The following is an 18,992-nucleotide window of genomic DNA, read 5'->3' on the forward strand; positions in this document are numbered from 1 at the left end:
CGACCGACCCGACCGAGGACTTCACCGACATGAGCGACACGACCCATCTCGGCGGCGCACTGCCGCCGCTCTCTTCGTCCAGCGTCCGCGACGCCGGCACGCGCCTGCGGATCGTGCCGGCGCGCCACCGCTCGCGCACGGCCGGCACGGTGCTGGCGCTCGCGTTGATCGCGCTCGCACTGCATTCGATTCTCGGCAACCCGCAATGGGGCTGGCCGGTGTTCGCCGAATGGTTCGTGTCGCCGCCGGTGCTGTCGGGGCTCGCGCGCACGCTGCTGCTGACGCTGCTCGGCGCCGTGTTCGGCTTCGCGCTGGGCGCGTTCGTCGCGCTGGCGCGGCTGTCGCGCTCGCGGCTGCTCGCGGCAAGCGCATGGACGTTCGTGTGGCTGTTCCGCTCGATTCCGCTGATCGTGCTGCTGCTGATCCTGAACAACCTCGGCTATTTGTACGAACACGTGCGGCTCGGCGTGCCGTTTACCGACATCGTCTGGTTCGACACACCGACCACCGACCTGATCAGCCCGTTCCTCGCGGCCGTGCTTGGCCTCACGCTGAACCACGCGGCATTTTCGGCGGAAGTGATTCGCGGCGGCATACTCGCGGTCGACCAAGGGCAGCTCGAAGCCGCCGCCGCGCTCGGGCTGCCGCGCGGCCGACAGACCACGCGAATCGTGCTGCCTCAGGCGATGCGCGCGATCCTGCCGACCGCGTTCAATGACCTGATCACGCTCGCGAAAGGCACGTCGATGGTGTACGTGCTCGCGATGCCGGAGCTGTTCTATACGGTGCAGGTGATCTATCGGCGCAATCTCGAAGTGATTCCGCTGCTGATGGTCGCCACTGTGTGGTATCTGATCATCCTGACGGTGCTGTCCGCGATCCAGGTGCAGATCGAGCGCCACTACGCACGCGGCGCGCTGCGCAACCCGCCGCCGTCTGCACTGACGTTCGTGCTGGCGCGCGTGAGCGCGCTGCGGCGGCGCGCGTCGGCGCGCAACGCAACGACGGCCGCCGCAACCGCCGATGACGCAACCGCGGCCACGCAGGCGTCGCGCACCGGCGGCGAAGTCGCCGTACACAACGTGTCGAAGCAGTTCGGCATGCAGCGCGTGCTCGACAACGTGTCGTTCGTCGCGCCGCGCGGCAGCGTGACGGTGATCGTCGGACCGTCCGGCTCGGGCAAGTCGACGTTGCTGCGCACGATCAACCATCTGGAGCGCGTCGACGACGGCTTCATCGACATCGACGGCGAACTGATCGGCTATCGCCGCGACGGCGACGTGCTGCACGAACTGAAGGAGCGCGACGTTTTGAAGCGGCGCACGGCGGTCGGCATGGTGTTCCAGAACTTCAACCTGTTTCCGCATCTGACGGTGCTCGAGAACCTGATCGAGGCGCCGATTGCGGTCGCGGGCGTCACACGCGCCGCCGCCGAGCGCACCGCGCGTACGTTGCTAGCGCGCGTCGGCCTCGCCGACAAGGCCGATGCGTATCCGCGCCAGTTGTCCGGCGGCCAGCAGCAGCGTGTCGCGATCGCGCGCGCACTCGCGCTGCGGCCGAAGGTGCTGCTATTCGACGAACCGACGTCCGCGCTCGATCCCGAACTGGTGAACGAAGTGCTCGACGTGATCAAGGAGCTCGCGCGCTCGGGCACCACGCTCGTGATCGTCACGCACGAGATCGGCTTCGCGCGTGAGGTCGCCGACAACGTGCTGTTCATGGAGCGCGGCCGCATCGTCGAATCGGGGCCACCAGCGGTCGTGCTCGACGCGCCGGCCCATCCGCGCACGCGCGCATTCCTGTCGCGGGTGCTGTGATGCGCGCCGCCCGCCATCTGCGAGGTAACGGACGATGATCGACCGACGCCAGTTCATCACCGCCGCGCTTGCGGCCGCGGCAGGCGTGCGATGGCACGCAGCCGATGCCGCGTTCGCGGCGGCGGATCTCGATCCGCGCCAGGCCGGCCGCATCCGCGCCACGCGCGACGACGCCGCGATTCGCGCGGCAAGCCATTACCGCTGGGTGCGCGACGGCGCGTTCACGGTCGCGATCTCGCCGCACGCGCCGCCGGTGTCGACCTACGCGACCGATGCGCGGACCGTGGTCGGCGCGGACCCTGACTACGCGCAGCTCGTCGCCGATGCATTGGGCCGCACGCTGGTGCTGCTGCCGATCGCGTGGGCCGACTGGCCGCTCGGCCTCACGTCCGGCAAGTACGACGCGGTGATTTCGAACGTCGGCGTGACCGAAAAGCGCAAGGAGAAATACGACTTCACGACCTACCGGCTCGGGCTGCACGGCTTCTACGTGCGCACCGCGAGCCCGATCGCGAAGATCGCCGAACCGAAGGACGTCGCGGGGCTGCGGATCATTACCGGCGCCGGCACGAGCCAGGAGCGCATCCTGCTCGAATGGAGCCGGCGCAATGTCGCGCAGGGGCTCAAGGCCGCCGAACTGCTGTATTTCGACGACGATGCGGCCGCGCGCGTCGCGCTGCTGTCGGGCCGCGCCGATGCCGAGCTCAATCCGAATGCGTCGCTTGCGTACGAGGCTGCGCGCGACGGCAAGATCCGGCGGGTCGGCGTCGTCAATGCGGGGTGGCCGGCGAATGCGGACGTCGCGATCGCGACGCGTCGCGGCAGCGGGCTCGCGCCGGCGCTGACGCTCGCGACGAACGCGCTGATCGCCAATGGTCGCTATGGGCAGGCGCTCGCGCGTTGGGGATTGCAGAGCGAAGCGGTCGCGCGCGCGGAGACGAATCCGCCGGGGTTGCCGTCGTTCTGACGCTGAAGCGTTGGCATACCGAATGAAATTGAAATCGCCCCGGCATGCATTGAAGGACATACCGGGGCGAATCGGCTGACCAGCCTGCACGCTGGCGTTGGCCGCTCGAGCCGATGCCGGCGAAACCCGCATCGATGCCGGCGACGACGCGGATTACGCGATCCGTACTACGCCGTCACGGTCGCACGCTCCCGATCGAGTTCCGCGACATGCGCGTGAATCGCCGGAATCAGCTCGCGCCCATAGGTCGACGCGTCATCCAGCGGATCGAACCCGCGAATCAGGAACGTCGACACGCCGAGCCGGTAATACGCGCCGAGCGCGCGCGCAACCTGTGCAGGCGTGCCGACGAGCGCGGTCGAATTCCACCGCGCGCCGGTGAGCTTTGCAACGCCCATCCACAGCCGCTCGTCGAGCACGTCGCCCTGCGCGGCGGCCGCCATCAACCGCTGCGAGCCCGCATTCTGCGGCGCATGACCGGCGACAGGCTGACCGTTCGCGAGCCGTGCCGCACGCACGCGCTCGCGGATCGCCCCGGCCTTTTCCCACGCGGCGGCTTCGGTTTCCGCGACGATCGGCCGGAACGACACGCTGATGCGCGGCGCGCGCCCGAACGGCGCGGCGGCGGCCCGCACGCGCGCGATCTGCTCGCGCACCGATGCGAGCGGCTCGCCCCACGTCATGTAGACGTCCGCATGCTGCCCGGCCACGGCCAGCGCAGCCGGCGACGAGCCGCCGAAATAGATCGGCACGTGCGGCCGCTGTGCGCCTTTGACCACCGGCGACGCGCCACGCAGACGATAGAACTCGCCGTCGTGATCGACCGGCGCGTCGGCGAGCCAGATGCGTTTCAGCACGTCGAGATATTCGGCGGTGCGGCGATAGCGCGCGTCATGCGGCACGAAATCGCCGTCGCGCTGCAAGTCGGTATCGTCGCCGCCCGACACCACGTTCAGCGCGAGCCGGCCGCCGCTGAACACGTCGAGCGTCGATATCTGCCGCGCGGCGGCCGACGGCACGATCACGCCCGGCCGATGCGCGAGCAGGATACGAATGCGTTCGGTGGCCGCAGCCGCGAACGACGCGACGACGAAGCCGTCCGCCGCGTTGCTGAAATGGCCGACCAGGATCTGGTCGAAGCCGGCCGCTTCGTGCGCTTGCGCGAAGCGGCGCACGTAGTCGGGCTGGACGGCCGCGCCGCCCGGGACGTCGACCTCCGCGCCGGGTGTCGCGGTGATCATGCCGATGATGTCGACTGGCATGTCGGGATGTCCTTCTGGGTGTCGAATGGAACGCGCAGGCGCGGCCGCGCGGTCACTGCGCGGCGGCCGTCTTCTGCGCGGGCGCCGCGAACGCGCCCGCATACGAACGGTCGAGCAGCTTCGCCGTGTCGTACGCGGCCGGGATCACGCCGGACTTGTGCAGGAAATCGGCCGTGTTCTGCGCATCTTTCGCGGCCGTGTCGTCGACCGGGCCGACGCGCTGATGCGCGTTGTTCAGCCAGCGGTATGCGACGTCCGGCTCGAGCTTCGCGCGTTTCGCCCACAGGTCCGCGTACTCGCGTGGATGGCTGTCGACCCACTGGCGCGCCACCACCACGCGCCGCAGGAAATCGGTGATCTCGGCGCGCTTGCCCGACGCCGCCTCGTCATTCGCGGCGACGAAGCTGAGGGCCGGCATCAGCCCCTGCGCGGTCGTCACCGGGCGCGCACCCTGCCGCAGCGCGAGCGTGCTGACGAACGGCTCCCACAGCGACACCGCGTCGACCGAGCCGTTCGCGAGCGCGTTGGTCGCGTCGATCGGCATCAGGTACGCGTACTTGACGGAATCCGCACGCAGGCCCGCGTGTTCGAGCGCGCGCAGCACGAGCTGCTGGCTCCATGCGCCGCGCCACACCGCGATGGTCTTGCCCTGCAAGTCGGCGACGCTGCGCACCGGCGAGTTCTTCGGCACGAGGATCGCGACGCCGTCGAGGCTTTGCCTCGATACCGCGACGACCTTCACCGGCGCGCCGCGGGCGGCCAGCGTGAGCAGCGCGGAATCGCCGAGGAAGCCGACGTCGATCGCATTGCCGTTGAGGCTTTCGGCGACGGGCGCGGCGGCCTGGAAGTGCTTCCACTCGATCGTGTAAGGCAGGTCCTTCAGCACGCCGGACGCCTCCATCGACGCCTGGATGTTGAAGTAGTTCTGTTCACCGACACGCAGCGTGACGGTGTCTTTCGCGATGCCCGGCTGCGCGGCGAGCGCGAGCAGCAGCGCCGTGACGATTCGGCTCAACAACGTGATCTCCCCGGAGGTTGGCGGGCTGCCGCATGACGCGCGACCGCCCTTTGGTCCGCCCGGCGCGACGCCCGGCGGACGGGTTGGAACCGGTGACGATACGTCGAACCGTTCGATCAGACAAACGCATTATTCTTCTATGCAAAGATGCAAACATTTTATGGAGTGATACCACCGCCCGCGCGCTGCCTGCCCCGCTTGCCGGATGGCCGTTCGAAGGTTTCCTCGACAGATATTTCGTGCGCGAAATAAATCCGCGACTATATTTCGCATACGAAACAACCATCCGGAACGAGGGCGGCCATGACGTCAGAACCGATCGAGTTTTCCGCCGCCGACGGCTATACGCTGCGCGGCACGCTGTGGTCGCCCGCCGCGCCGCCCCGCGCGCTGGTGCTGATCCATCCGGCCACCGCTGTGCCCGAGCGGCTGTATTCCGGCTTCGCTGGCTTCCTGACCGAGCGCGGCTTCGCGGCGCTGACTTACAACTATCGCGGGATCGGCGCGTCACGGCCGGCGCGGCTGAGCAAGCTGAAAGCGCGCATGCGCGACTGGGTCGAACTCGACGTCGGCGCCGCGATCGCATGGGCGCGGCACGCCCATCGAGGGCTGCCGCTGCTGGCCGTCGGCCACAGCGTCGGCGGCCACGCGATCGGGTTGTCGGCCGGCACCGCGCACCTGCGCGCGGCCGTGATGGTGGCCGCGCACGCGGGCAGCACGCGGCTGATTTCCCGCGCGGCGGAGCGGCTGAAGGTGCGGCTGATCCTGCGCGTGATCGGCCCGCTCGCGGCCGCGCTGTTCGGCTACGTGCCCGGCAAGCGGCTCGGCCTCGGCGAGGATCTGCCGGCCGGCGTATTCCGCGAATGGAGCCGCTGGACCACGCTGCCGCGCTACTTCTTCGACGATCCGACGCTGGGTGCGGCCGAACGCTTCGCGAAGCAGCGCTTGCCGATCCTCGCGCTCGGCTTCGACGACGATCCGTGGGCGAACCCGCGCGCGATCGACCTGCTGGTAAGCTACCTGACCCGGGCGGCCGTCGAGCGCCGCCAGATCGATCCTTACGCGGCAGGCAGCGGGCCGGTCGGGCACATGGGCTTCTTCCGCAGCCGGCCCGGCAGCGTGCTGTGGCCCGGCGTCGCCGACTGGCTCGCGCAGGCGCTCGAAGCGCCCCGCGATGCGGGCCGCCCGCCTCTTTCCATTGCAGCAGGGAACCGAGCTTGAGCGAAGACCGACGACTGTTTTTCCTGTTGAACATCGGCCAGCGGCGCGTGCAGCGCTGGGTCGACCGCAAGGCCGAGACCGATGCGCGCGCCAGCGCCGCGCAGGCGGGCGTGCTGTTCTGTCTCGCGAAGCAGGACGGCGCGCTGATCGGCGAAGTCGGCGCGGCGCTGCAACTGGCGCCGTCCGCGATGACGGGGCTCGCCGACCGGATGGCGAAAGCCGGCCTGCTCACGCGGCACGCCGATTCGGACGACGGGCGCGCGACGCGCCTGTTCCTGACCGACGCAGGCCATGCGGCGCTCAAGCGTGCGCGCGTCGTGTTGCGCGAGTTGAACGGCAAGCTGTGCGACGGTTTTTCCGACGCCGAACTCGACGTCGTCGCGCGCTGGCTGCACGCGTTGCAGGACCGGTTTCCGGCGGATCGCTGAACGGCGTCACGCGCCGCATGATGCTCGCACGTTCGCGCATCGAATCCCGCGCGATCGCACGTGATTGCGCGTGAGCGATAGCGATTCCGATTCGTCTTTCCGCTTTCTTTTCGCCCGCTTCCCCGCGGCAAATTTTGCGTCGCCGATACGCAATGTCGGCAACGCTTGCCTGCTACGCTCTGTTACAAAAAATTGCCTCCCGCGCCGCATACGGATCGCCTACATTGCAATCCACTTCGACGCATTCGTCGTATGCACGGACAGGTCTTCCGTCGGGTCCACAGCGCGATGCTCGCCCGGCAAGCAGTGAAATCGAATAGGAGTCTTGACCGAAGTGCTGGCGGCATCCAGCACACGCGGATTGCGATGGCCGACGCGGCCTCCTGAACGACACGATCGACGCATTGCACGGCACCGTTGCCGCGCGGCGGGTCGTGTTGCGCGGCCATGCCGCGCCATCGCCACCGCACGTCACCGAGGAGCAGTCCATGCGACGCACGATCGTGTCTCACTCGCTTGTCATTCGCCTCACCCGCCTGTCCGCCGCGATGGCGATGGCCGCCGCCGCCGCCGCGGCGCATGCCGAACCCGTTGCCGTCTCCGGCCCAAGCCCGTTCGCCGCGTGCACCATCGGCGGCCCCGGCACGAACTACGTGAACGCCGAGGTCGAACCGTGGCTGTCGGTCAACCCGGCGAACCCGACCAACATGATCGCCGTGTGGCAGCAGGACCGCTGGTCGAACGGCGGCGCGCACGGGCTCGTCGCCGGCTACACGTTCGACGGCGGCGCGACCTGGGCGCGCACGCCGCAGCCGTTCAGCGCATGCGCGCCCGGCGGGCTCAAGTACGAGCGCGCGTCGGATCCGTGGGTGTCGTTCGGGCCCGACGGCACCGCGTATTCGGTGTCGATCTCGTTCAACCAGTCGAACAACGGCAACGCGGTTGCGGCGTCGGTGTCGACCGACGGCGGCCAGACGTGGAGCAGCCCGGCCGTGCTGATCGCGAACGACGAGCCGACGACGCAGTTCTTCAACGACAAGGAATCGGTGACGGCGAACCCGGTGAAAGCCGGCACCGCGTATGCGGTGTGGGACCGTCTCGAGCTGCCGAACGGCAATCCGTACGCGAACCTGCACACGGCAGCCTATCGCGGGCCGACGTTCTTCTCGAAGACGGTCGACGGCGGCAAGACGTGGAGCGCGCCGAAGATCATCGTCAACGTGCCGTCGCGTCAGCAGACGATCGGCAACCAGATCGTCGTCGATCCGAAGACGGGCACGCTCTACAACTTCTTCAACCTGATCCAGCCGCCGTTCAACAAGGCGGCCGGCAAGGTCGCGTTCATCAAGTCGACCGACGACGGCGCGACGTGGACGAAGCCGCAGGTGATCGCCGGGTTGCAGACGGTCGGCGTGACGGACCCGAACACCGGCGAACCGGTACGCACCGGCGACATCATTCCGGAGCCGGCGATCGATCCCGCGTCGGGGCAGCTCTACGTCGTGTGGCAGGACAGCCGCTTCAACGGCGGCCACTACGACGAGATCGCGTTGTCGACGTCGAAGGACGGCGGCGCGACGTGGAGCGCGCCGCTGCAGGTCAACACGCCCACCGGTCGCCCGGCATTCAATCCATCGGTGCGCGTGGACAATGCGGGCGCGGTGATGGTCACGCACTACGACTTCCGCGACCTGCAGCCCGGCAACACGACGACGCTGCCGACCGGGTTCTGGCGCAAGATCTCGCACGACGCGGGCGCCACGTTCGCCGACGAGCGGCGCGTCGGCGGCCCGTTCGACATGAAGCTCGCGCCGAATGCGGAGGGATACTTCATCGGCGATTACCAGGGGCTCGACGTGTTGCCGTCGTCGTCGTTCCATCCGCTGTTCGTCCAGACCAACGCGGGCAACCTGACGAACCGCACCGACGTGTTCTTCGCGCCGTGATGCGCGTGTGAGTGCGGCGCTGCCGCGACGTTCGTCGCGCCGCGGCAGCGTACCCGCATGCGTGTCAGTGCATGTCGGTCAGCACGACGCGCCCGTCGACGTTCCCGTCGCGCAGCCGCGCGAAGACGTCGTTGATGTTGCCGAGCCGGTCGCGATGAACGTGCGCGCGCACCAGCCCGTCCGCCGCGAAATCGAGCGATTCCTGCAGATCCCGCCGCGTGCCGACGATCGAGCCGCGCACCGTGATGCCGTTCAGCACCGTCGAGAAGATCGGCAGCGGGAAATCGCCGGGCGGCAAGCCGTTGAGTGCGACCGTGCCGCCGCGCCGCACCATCCCGAGCGCCTGCGCGAACGCGCTGCGCGACACGGCCGTGACCAGCACGCCATGCGCGCCGCCGATCTCCTTCTGGATCACCTTCGCCGGATCGTCGGCCGACGCATCGATCGTCAGCTGCGCGCCGAGCTCGCGCGCGAGTGCCAGCTTCGCGGCGGACACGTCGATCGCGGCGACGTGCAGCCCCATCGCGCGCGCGTATTGCACGGCCACGTGGCCCAGCCCGCCGATGCCTGAAATCGCGAGCCACTGGCCCGGACGCGTATCGGTGACGCGGATCCCCTTGTAGACCGTCACGCCCGCGCACAGGATCGGCGCGATCTCGTCGAACGCGACCTGCGCCGGCAGATGGCCGACATAGTCGGGATCGGCCAGCACGTATTCGGCATAGCTGCCGTTGACCGAATAGCCGGTGTTCTGCTGCGCATGGCAAAGGGTCTCCCAGCCGGTGTGACAGTACTCGCAGTGACCGCATGCGGTGTAAAGCCAGGGCACGCCCACCCGGTCGCCTTCGCGCACGTGCGTGACGCCCGCCCCGACCGCCGCGACGACTCCCACGCCTTCGTGCCCGGGAATGAACGGCAGCGCCGGCTTCACGGGCCAGTCGCCGTCGGCCGCATGCAGGTCCGTGTGGCAGACGCCCGACGCCCTGATGTTGACGAGGATCTGACCAGGGCCCGGCGTCGGGACCGGCACTTCGTCGATGCGCAACGGTTCGCCGAACGCGTGCACCACGGCCGCTTTCATGGTTTGTGTCATGGGTCGCTCCTGTCTGGTCGATGACCGCCAAGTATCCGGGCTTGAAGCCGGAACGCGTTGATACGCATCAACGCGCAGGAAGCGGGCGCGACCGCAGCCACCCGATCTCGAGACATCGCGCGCGGGCCGACGGTCCCCGCGCCGGTTTGACGGGCCGCCGCCACTGCCGTCGCCGTTTCGGCCGGTGGTCCGCAACCCCGCGCACATCGCCGTTTCGCTTGGAATTTGCGATGATATAACATATCATCTTGCCGCCGCAGCCATCGTCCGATCTCGTTCCGTCCGGATGGCTGGCGACGCCGAGCCCTATTTTTATCGGTCAGTGCGCCCGTCTGATGCAACAATATATCGTATCCGAGACGGCAGGCCGCGTGGCTCGTTTTTCAATCCCATTCCAACCGATTCACCGACCATGCGCGACCTCCCTCGTCTACCGCTTCGCCCGCTGTCCCCCGTTTCGTTGATGCTGTGCGCCGCCGTCGCGCAAGCGCAGGCCGACACGCCGGCCATTGCGGCTTCCGCGCAGGGCACGCCGCTCGCGCCGATCTTCGTGACCGCGAACCCGCTCGGCGACACCGAGCTGATCGCGCCGACCGCGCAACTGTCCGGCGACGCGCTCACGCGCCGCCAGGCGGATTCGCTCGGCGAGACGCTCAACGGCCTGCCCGGCGTGTCGACCACCACGTACGGGCCGATGGTCGGCCGTCCGATCATCCGCGGGATGGACGGCGACCGGATCCGGCTGCTGCAGAACGGTGTCGCCGCGTACGACGCGTCGTCGCTGTCGTACGACCACGCGGTGCCGGAGGACCCGCTGTCGATCGAGCGCGTCGAGATCGTGCGCGGCCCGGCCGCGCTGCTGTACGGCGGCAACGCGGTGGGCGGCGTCGTCAACACGATCGACAACCGGATTCCGCGCGACGCGATCGAAGGCGTGACCGGCGCGCTCGACGCGCGCTACGGCGGCGCGAACGCGACGCGCGCGGGCGCCGCGCAGGTCGAAGGCGGCAATGGCCGCTTCGCGTTCCACGTCGATGCATTCGACCGCGAAACGAGCAAGCTGCGCATTCCGGGCTATGCGCGCAGCAGCGCGCAACGCGCGGCCGACGATCCCGACACGCCGCAACCGGTCGGCAGCGTGCCGAACAGCGACGGCCGCGTGCATGGCGGCGCAGTCGGCGCGTCGTACACGTGGGCCGACGGCTTCGCGGGCCTGTCGTACAGCGGCTACGAATCGAACTACGGTTCCGTCGCCGAGGACGACGTGCGTCTGCGGATGCGCCAGGAACGCCTCGCGTTCGCGTCCGAGGTGCGCAACCTCAGCGGCCCGTTCACGAAGCTGAAGTTCGACTTCGCGTACACCGACTATCGCCACAAGGAAGTCGACAACGGCGAGACGGCCACCACCTTTCGCAACCGCGGCTACGAGGCGCGCATCGAGGCGCGGCATCGCAAGATCGGCCCGTTCGAAGGCGCGATCGGCGTGCAGTTCGGACAGAACACATTCTCCGCGCTAGGCGACGAAATGCTCGTGCCGTCCACGCGCACGAACAGCGTCGCACTGTTCGGGCTCGAGGAATGGCAGGTCGACCCGGCGCTGAAGCTGAGCGTCGGCGGGCGCCTCGAGCACGTCAAGGTCGACCCCGACCCGGCCGGCGTCGAGAAATTCGCGCTCGCGCAGCCGCGCGACTTCAATGCCGGCAGCGTATCGGCCGGCGCGCTGTTCTCGCTCACGCCCGTCTGGTCGGTCGCGGCGAACGTCGCGTATACGGAGCGCGCGCCGACCTTCTACGAGCTGTACTCGAACGGCCCGCACGACGCGACCGGCCAGTTCCTGATCGGCAACCCGAACGCGTCGAAGGAAAAGGCCGTGTCGACCGACCTGTCGCTGCGCTATGCGAGCGGCCCGAACCGCGGCAGCGTCGGCGTGTTCTACAACCGCTTCTCGAACTATCTGACCGAGTACAACACCGGCCGCGTCGTGAACGCCGATGGCGAGCCGGTCGCGCCGGGCACCGGCGATACGCTCGCGGAAGCCGTCTATCGCGGCGTACGCGCCGAGTTCTACGGCGTCGAGCTCGACGGCAAATGGCGCGCGTTCTCGCAGCGCGGTCATACGGTCGATCTGGAGTTGACCGCCGACTACACGCATGCGCGCAACGTCGACACCGGCCAGCCGCTGCCGCGCATCGCACCGCTGCGCGCGACGCTCGCGGCGGACTACGGGTATGGTCCGTTCGGTGCGCGCGCACAGGTCACGCACGCGTGGTCGCAACACCGCGTGCCCGACAACGACGTCCCGACCGACGGCTATACGTCGCTCGGCCTGTTGCTCACGTACAAGTTCCGCGTCGGCGCGACGCACTGGCTCGCGTACCTGCGCGGCGACAACCTGACGAACCAGGAGATCCGGTATGCCACCTCGGTCGTGCGCGGCTTTGCGCCGCAAGGCGGTCGAAGCGTGATGGCCGGCCTGCGCACGACGTTCTGACCGCCCCGCCGCCCGCGGCATTCGCCGCGGGACCATCCGGCACCGGTACCGGCACCGCCCGGTGCCGGCTTTGCTTCGCAGACGCCGCTCACTCCGCTTGCGCACCGGTTCCCACCCTCTGTTTCGCACGCGAATTCCGGTATTCACCAGCAAATCGCAAACGTCCAATACCGGGAATTAGAGCGTTCGCTTTAAATCCAATTAGACCGGCCATTTGATCCGCATCTGAACACGTCTCGCCATGGATGATTCTGCATTTCTGATATAGATCAACCAGGCCCGCCCCGCATGGGTTACAGCGAAAAATAAATCGATGTCAGGGTTTTCGAAGGGTAAAGAAAGCATTCTGAATGCCCGTTAATACCGGCACGAGCCCGTATCGGGCCGAAGCAGAAATTCCCATCGCCAACCACGCTCGCACAGAGGCACATCGTGAAAATCGCCAGAATCACCATCAAGACAAAATTGCTTGGCGGCTTCGGTCTGCTCGCCGCAGTGGTCGTGATCGTGTCGGCCATGGCGCTGAAAGCGCTGTCCGACACCAACGACGAGTTTTCCCGCTACATGAACGGCCTGAATGCGCGGGCAGACCTGTCCGCGCAGATCCGCACGGCGGTCGACCGGCGCGCGATCGCCGCGCGCAACCTCGTGCTCGTGAACGCGCCGTCCGACATCCAGGCCGAGCTGGCCGACGTCCAGCAGGCCCACAAGGATGTACAGGATCATCTCGCGAAACTGAAGTCGATGATGGCGAACGCGACCGACACGACCGACCGCGCGCGCGAACTGGTTGCCGAGATCGTGCGCGTCGAAGCGAGCTACGGGCCGGTCGCGCTCGACATCGTCGGGCAGGTCCAGGCCGGCAAGAAGGACGCGGCGATCGCCGATATCGACAACCGTTGCAGACCGTTGCTCGCGCAACTGGTTCGCGCAACCGATGCGTACGCAACCTATACGCACGAGCGCGAGCTCGCGATCGCGCAGGCGTTCGCCGATCGCTACACGACCGAGCGCAACCTGCTGTCCGCCATCTGCCTGATCGCGCTCGCGGTTGCAGCGGGCGGCGGCCTGTGGCTCACGCGCAAGATCACGATGCCCATCATCGCGGCGGTCGACGTCGCGCGCACGGTGGCCAACGGCGATCTCGGCAGCCGCATCCGCGTGACCGGCAACGACGAGACACGCGACCTGCTCGACGCGCTGCGCACGATGAACACGCGGCTGATCGACATCGTCGGCCGCGTGCGCGATTCGTCGAACAGCATCGCGCACGCGGTCGGCGAGATCGCGTCGGGCAATCTCGACCTGAGCCAGCGCACCGAAGAACAGGCGGCGTCGCTGCAGGAAACGGCCGCGACGATGGAGGAATTCACGTCGACGGTGCGGCTGAACGCGGAGAACGCGCAGCAGGCGAGCATGCTCGCCGCGAATGCGTCGGACGTCGCGCTGCGCGGCAGCTCGGTAGTCGGCCGCGTCGTCGACACGATGACGGAAATCGGCCACAGCTCGTCGAAGATCGCGGACATCACCGGGATCATCGAAGGTATCGCGTTCCAGACCAACATCCTCGCGCTGAACGCGGCCGTCGAAGCGGCACGCGCGGGCGAACAGGGCCGCGGATTCGCGGTCGTCGCGAGCGAGGTGCGCAGCCTCGCGCAACGTTCGTCGACTGCCGCGAAGGAAATCAAGGAGCTGATCTCCGCGTCGGTGCAGACGATCCGCGACGGCTCCGCGCTCGCTGGCGAAGCCGGCAAGACGATGACGGACGTGACGCAGGCCGTCGCGCGCGTCACCGACATCATGGGCGAGATCGCGGCCGCATCGGCCGAACAGAGCCGCGGCATCGATCAGGTGAACCTGACGATCACGCAGATGGACGAGACGACGCAGCAAAACGCGGCGCTCGTCGAACAGGCGGCGGCCGCGTCGAAATCGCTGGACGCGCAAGGCCGCGAGTTGTCGCAAACGGTGTCCGCATTCAGGATGCCGGCCGGCGGCGACGCGGGCGACGCGCACACGCGTGCGCATGCGGCGGACACCGCGTCGCGCTGGCAGCCTGCTGCCGTGTAATGCGGTCGCGCAAGTCGACCAGCGATGCGCGGCCCGCGCGACGGTGGCCCGCGCGCGCATCGTCGGCTTCGCCCTGCTTCGACCAGCGAAATGTGCTTGCGTTGACGCGAAGCTGAATTCAACGCTGACGCCGAACGTCGAGAAACGGCAATACGCTGACGCACGCGCAACTGACAGCCTGTTCGCATGCGCCGCCGCGCGCGAACAGGTCGATCCCTTCCGTATCACCGACAAGATGCGATCGATGGCACACGCGCGCATGACTACCCGCTCGATCGTGCCGCGCGCGCAATTACCACTCTTCAGCCGCAGATTTCCCGCCGCAGCGCGCCAGTTTCGCGTGTGCGCAAATTTCGGTCCCGCTCCGGTGATACAAGGCATTCGCCGCATTGCGCCGCATTCACGCGCGTTTCAACCGCGGCCTCGCACTTTTAAATCGTCCGAATGACGAGTATGCTTAAAAAGCACTCCACGTTCGAACGGCGAATCGCGTGCCCCTGATTCCCGTCCGATCGTATTGCGGCCCCATCGCGCCACGCGTCGATGGCGGCGTCCGCCTCGCGCCTCGGCCGCACGAACCTTCCCCAACCATTCGCAGGAGAGCTGGTGAGCCGTCTCGTCGTCGTATCCAATCGCATTGCAGATCCCCGTAAAGCCGCCGCCGGCGGGCTCGCCGTGGCCGTGAAAGACAGCCTGCAGGAAACAGGCGGCGTCTGGTTCGGATGGAGCGGCAGGCTGCGCGGCGACGGCGAGCGTCCCCCGCACGGCGATGACGTGCAGATCCAGAACGTCGGCGGCATCCAGCTCGCGACGATCGATCTCGATCCGCAGGATTACGACGCGTATTACCTCGGCTACTCGAACAACGTGCTGTGGCCGGTGTTCCACTACCGGCTCGATCTCGCGCAGTTCGACCGGCGCTTCGCGGACGGCTACCGGCGCGTGAACCAGCTGTTCGCGCGCAAGCTGAGCACGCTGCTGCGCCCCGACGATACGATCTGGGTCCACGACTACCAGCTGATTCCGCTCGCGGCCGAGCTGCGCGCGACGGGCTGCACGAATCCGATCGGCTTCTTCCTGCACATTCCGATGCCGCCGCCGCCGATCATGGCCGCGATCCCGGAGCACGAGTGGCTGATGCGCTCGCTGTTCGCGTACGACCTCGTCGGCTTTCAGACCGAATCGGACCTGCTGCACTTCGAGCACTACGTCGAAGCCGAAGCGGGCGCCGCGCGTTTGCCCGACGGCCGTCTGCGCGCGTTCGGCCGCACGTTGTCGGCCGGTGCATTCCCGATCGGCATCAATGTCGACGAGTTCGCGGCGCTCGCGGAGAATCGCGACGGCATCGACATGTTCGAGCGGATGCGCGACGAGTATTCGCGCCGCCAGTTGCTCGTCGGTGTCGACCGGCTCGACTACACGAAGGGGCTGCCGCAGCGCGTCCATGCATTTCGCGAGTTGCTCGAACAGTATCCGGAGAACCGCGACCGCGCGACGCTGATCCAGATCGCCGCGCCGAGCCGCGAGGATCTCGGCGCATACGACGATCTGCGACGCGAGATGGACAGCCTGTGCGGCGCGATCAACGGCGACTATGGCGAACTCGAATGGATGCCGATGCGCTACATTCACCGCACCGTCGCACGCAAGCGCTTGCCCGGCCTCTATCGCGCAAGCCGCGTCGCGCTCGTCACGCCGCTGCGCGACGGGATGAACCTGGTCGCGAAGGAATTTCTCGCCGCGCAGGATGAAGCCGATCCGGGCGTGCTCGTGCTGTCGCGCTTCGCCGGTGCGGCCGAGCAGTTGAAGCCCGCGCTGCTCGTGAATCCGTACGACACGCAAGGCACCGCGCAGGCGATCCAGCGCGCGCTGTCGATGTCGCTCGAGGAACGCCGACGCCGGCACGACGCGTTGATGGCGATCGTGCGCAAGACCGACGTGCACTGGTGGCGCGGGCGCTTTCTCGACGCACTCGCGGAAGCGGCCGAAGTCGCCGCCGCGACGGCGTCCTGACGTCGCGTATCGCGCGTACCTCGCGCGTCGCGCACACTCACACGCCGGTCGTCTCGCGGTCGAGCACCGCGCCGTTCACGTCCTGCACCGTCACCGAGATCGGTATGCCTTCGCGCATGCTCTCCGTCACCACGCAATAGGCGTCGAACCGGTCGAGCAGGCGCGTCGCGGCCGCGAGATCGGCCCACGCCTTGCCGACCGACAGCGCCACGGCCATCGCGCCGACACGCACCCTCCCCGCGTCGTTCTGCACCATGTCGACGTCGATATGCGCGGCCACCGGCTGCGGATCGACGCGCTGTTTTTCCAGCGCGAACAACAGGCTCGCCGCGAGGCAGCTCGCGACCGACGCGGCCAGCAGCCGCACCGGATTCGGGCCGCGGCCGGCGCCGAGCGGCGGCGGTTCGTCGGTGAGCACCGGCGAAAGATCGGTGCCGGCGAACGTGACTTCGAAACTGAAACGCGCATGCTGCGCGACATCGACCGATACGTGCGCCTCGCTCATGGCGACTCCGTGACTGGCAAAAGAGGAAAAGAAAGCCGACGCGACGCCGCGCCGGCGAACATGATGCGCAGTGCGGGCGCGTGCAACGCGATCGACTTCAGGATCGCGGCCGCTGCCGGCTGCGCGCGAGAGACGCGCTTCAGCGCTCCGGTTCGCGCGGCGGCCCGTATGCGACGAAATCGCGCTCGACCGCCGACGCCTGCTCCGGCGCATCCGCAGTCGTGTAAGGTCCGCGATCGCCCGACGGACGCTTAGCGCCCGCGTCGGCAAGCCCGTCGATCAACGCCTGCAACGCCTCGCGTTCGAGCACCTCGCATGCGAGCAGCCGTCGCGCGATCCGCTCGAGCACGTCGCGGCGTTCGCCGAGCGTCGCGGCGACGCGCGCATGCGCGTCGGCGAGCAGCGTGCGCACTTCGTCGTCGATCATCCGCGCGGTATGCTCGCTGCAGCGGCCCTCGCCCGCATGCCACGCGCCCGGCATGCCGGTGCGCGCTTCGCCGTCGTCGAAGCTCACGAGACCGATCTTTTCGCTCATCCCGTACTGCATGACCATGTGGCGCGCCATCGCGGTCGCGCGTTCGAGGTCGTTCTGCGCGCCCGTCGACACGTCGCCGAACACGAGTTCTTCCGCGACGCGTCCGCCGAGCAGCGCGTCGATCCGGTCGAGCAGTTCGCTGCGGCGCAGCACGTAGCGATCCTCGGTCGGCACCTGCTGCGTGTAGCCGAGCGCCGCGACGCCGCGCGGAATGATCGACACCTTCTTCACCGGATCGCAGTGCGCGCGGCTTTCCGCAACGAGCGCATGGCCGGCTTCGTGATACGCGATCGTCAGCTTCTCCTGCGCGTTCATCACGCGGCTCTTGCGTTCGAGGCCCGTCAGCGCGCGATCGATCGCCTCGTCGAAGTCGTCCATCCCGATCGCCGGCTTGCCGAGTTCGGCCGCGTGCAGCGCGGCCTCGTTGACGACGTTCGCGAGATCCGCGCCGACGAAGCCCGGCGTGCGCGACGCGAGTTCGCCGAGATCGACGTCGGCCGCGAGCTTCACGCGCTTCACGTGCACGCCGAGGATCTGGCGGCGGCCGTTCACGTCGGGCCGGTCGATCGCGATGTGACGGTCGAAGCGGCCCGGACGCAGCAGCGCCGGATCGAGGATTTCCGGCCGGTTCGTCGCGGCCATGATGATCACGCCGGAGCCGGCCTGGAAGCCGTCCATCTCGACGAGCAACTGGTTGAGCGTCTGCTCGCGCTCGTCGTTGCCCGACATCGGGCCGACGCCGCGCACCTTGCCGAGCGCATCGAGCTCGTCGACGAACACGATGCACGGCGCCTTCTGCTGCGCCTGCTCGAACAGATCGCGCACGCGCGCCGCGCCGACGCCGACGAACATTTCGACGAACGCCGAGCCGCTGATCGAGAAGAACGGCACGGCCGCTTCACCGGCCACCGCGCGCGCGAGCAGCGTCTTGCCGGTGCCCGGTGCACCGACGACGAGCACGCCCTTCGGAATCTTGCCGCCGAGCCGCTGGTAGCGATCTGGATTGCGCAGGAACGCGACGAGCTGCTGCAGTTCGGCCTTCGCTTCGTCGATGCCGGCGATGTCGTCGAACGTGATGCCGGTTTCCTGCTGCACGTACACGCGTGCGCGGCTCTTGCCCATCCCGGTGAAGTCCTGCAGCCCGCCGCGCCGGCGCACCATCAGGTTCCAGACGAACACGAACGCGACGAGCGGCACCAGCCACGACGCGAGCGACGTGATCCAGCCGGTGTCGGACGTCCCGTGAAAACGGATCCCTGCGGCGGTCAGCGAGTCGATCAGCTGCGGATCCGTCACGCGGTTGGTCGCGAAGCGCGACGGCGTGCCGTCCTGCTTCACGGCCGCGACTTCGGACGCCGGCAGCATCGCGCCCGCCTGCGGCATCTTCAACGTGCCGGTGATCGCGGTCGAGCCGATCTCCAGATCGTCGACGAGCCGCGCGGCGACGAGCCGGTGGAAGTCGCTGTACGCGATCAGCGTCGACGCCGGGCGCAGCATCATCAACTGCGCGGCGAACAGCACGAAGAAGCCTGCGGCGATCAGCAATCCTGCGTAGTCGAATTTCCTGTCCATGACATGACATCGGGCCGGCCATACACGCACTGCGTGCGGCGCGCGGCGCCGGCA

14 protein-coding genes are annotated in these 18,992 nt (G+C 68.1%); 9 read left to right on the forward strand and 5 right to left on the reverse strand.

The genetic code is table 11. The annotated features are described in order from the left end of the window. Window positions 1-29: 29 nt before the first annotated feature. Window positions 30-1,817: an amino acid ABC transporter permease/ATP-binding protein gene (locus BSE24067_RS32805; protein ID WP_151063490.1), complete on the forward strand. Its 1,788-nt coding sequence runs from the start codon at window positions 30-32 to the stop codon at window positions 1,815-1,817. Between the two features lie 34 nt (window positions 1,818-1,851). Continuing rightward, on the forward strand, window positions 1,852-2,784 hold the full coding sequence (locus BSE24067_RS17525; RefSeq protein WP_151063489.1) for an ABC transporter substrate-binding protein: 933 nt from the start codon (window positions 1,852-1,854) through the stop codon (window positions 2,782-2,784). Window positions 2,785-2,951: 167 nt separating this feature from the next. Here the strand turns inward: BSE24067_RS17525 and BSE24067_RS17530 are convergent, their stop codons facing one another. Together BSE24067_RS17530 and BSE24067_RS17535 are read right to left on the reverse strand one after the other, a co-directional pair. Beyond that, on the reverse strand, window positions 2,952-4,046 hold the full coding sequence (locus tag BSE24067_RS17530; RefSeq protein ID WP_151063488.1) for an LLM class flavin-dependent oxidoreductase: 1,095 nt from the start codon (window positions 4,044-4,046) through the stop codon (window positions 2,952-2,954). Window positions 4,047-4,098: 52 nt separating this feature from the next. Beyond that, entirely contained in the window at window positions 4,099-5,064 is a 966-nt protein-coding gene (locus BSE24067_RS17535; RefSeq protein WP_151063487.1) for an ABC transporter substrate-binding protein, read from the reverse strand. Window positions 5,065-5,367: 303 nt separating this feature from the next. Between BSE24067_RS17535 and BSE24067_RS17540 the strand changes: the two genes are divergently transcribed. The 3 genes from BSE24067_RS17540 to BSE24067_RS17550 all read left to right on the forward strand — a co-directional run bounded on the left by BSE24067_RS17540 (window position 5,368) and on the right by BSE24067_RS17550 (window position 8,659). Further along, window positions 5,368-6,285: an alpha/beta hydrolase family protein gene (locus tag BSE24067_RS17540; protein ID WP_151063486.1), complete on the forward strand. Its 918-nt coding sequence runs from the start codon at window positions 5,368-5,370 to the stop codon at window positions 6,283-6,285. After that, window positions 6,282-6,713, forward strand: coding sequence for a MarR family winged helix-turn-helix transcriptional regulator (locus tag BSE24067_RS17545; protein ID WP_151063485.1), 432 nt, complete (start codon window positions 6,282-6,284; stop codon window positions 6,711-6,713). The genes BSE24067_RS17540 and BSE24067_RS17545 overlap by 4 nt, the downstream gene beginning before the upstream one ends. Before the next feature lie 488 nt (window positions 6,714-7,201). Then, window positions 7,202-8,659 carry a sialidase family protein gene (locus tag BSE24067_RS17550; protein WP_151063483.1) on the forward strand — a complete coding sequence of 486 codons (1,458 nt, stop codon included), beginning with the start codon at window positions 7,202-7,204 and terminating at the stop codon, window positions 8,657-8,659. A 64-nt stretch (window positions 8,660-8,723) separates the two neighbouring features. Here BSE24067_RS17550 and adhP read toward each other — a convergent pair whose 3' ends face one another. Then, window positions 8,724-9,752, reverse strand: coding sequence for an alcohol dehydrogenase AdhP (adhP, locus tag BSE24067_RS17555; protein WP_151063482.1), 1,029 nt, complete (start codon window positions 9,750-9,752; stop codon window positions 8,724-8,726). 412 nt (window positions 9,753-10,164) lie between these two features. On the opposite strand from adhP, the gene BSE24067_RS17560 reads away from it, so the two are divergent. The 4 genes from BSE24067_RS17560 to otsA all read left to right on the forward strand — a co-directional run bounded on the left by BSE24067_RS17560 (window position 10,165) and on the right by otsA (window position 16,326). After that, on the forward strand, window positions 10,165-12,243 hold the full coding sequence (locus BSE24067_RS17560; protein WP_174904810.1) for a TonB-dependent receptor: 2,079 nt from the start codon (window positions 10,165-10,167) through the stop codon (window positions 12,241-12,243). A gap of 432 nt (window positions 12,244-12,675) precedes the next feature. Further along, window positions 12,676-14,313, forward strand: a complete 1,638-nt coding sequence (locus BSE24067_RS17565) for a methyl-accepting chemotaxis protein (RefSeq protein WP_151063480.1) — start codon at window positions 12,676-12,678, stop codon at window positions 14,311-14,313. A gap of 43 nt (window positions 14,314-14,356) precedes the next feature. Next, the gene (locus BSE24067_RS17570) at window positions 14,357-14,761 is read left to right on the forward strand and encodes a hypothetical protein (RefSeq protein ID WP_174904811.1); all 405 of its coding nucleotides are present in this window, start codon (window positions 14,357-14,359) and stop codon (window positions 14,759-14,761) included. Between the two features lie 158 nt (window positions 14,762-14,919). Beyond that, window positions 14,920-16,326, forward strand: a complete 1,407-nt coding sequence (gene otsA / locus BSE24067_RS17575) for an alpha,alpha-trehalose-phosphate synthase (UDP-forming) (protein WP_151063478.1) — start codon at window positions 14,920-14,922, stop codon at window positions 16,324-16,326. 37 nt (window positions 16,327-16,363) lie between these two features. On the opposite strand, the gene BSE24067_RS17580 is transcribed toward otsA, so the two are convergent. Together BSE24067_RS17580 and ftsH are read right to left on the reverse strand one after the other, a co-directional pair. Further along, window positions 16,364-16,831 carry an OsmC family protein gene (locus BSE24067_RS17580; RefSeq protein WP_151063477.1) on the reverse strand — a complete coding sequence of 156 codons (468 nt, stop codon included), beginning with the start codon at window positions 16,829-16,831 and terminating at the stop codon, window positions 16,364-16,366. Between the two features lie 139 nt (window positions 16,832-16,970). Next, window positions 16,971-18,938, reverse strand: coding sequence for an ATP-dependent zinc metalloprotease FtsH (gene ftsH / locus BSE24067_RS17585; protein WP_151063476.1), 1,968 nt, complete (start codon window positions 18,936-18,938; stop codon window positions 16,971-16,973). Window positions 18,939-18,992: the final 54 nt, after the last annotated feature.

The organism is Burkholderia latens, from assembly GCF_902499045.1.
Taxonomy (GTDB): Bacteria; Pseudomonadota; Gammaproteobacteria; order Burkholderiales; family Burkholderiaceae; genus Burkholderia; species Burkholderia latens.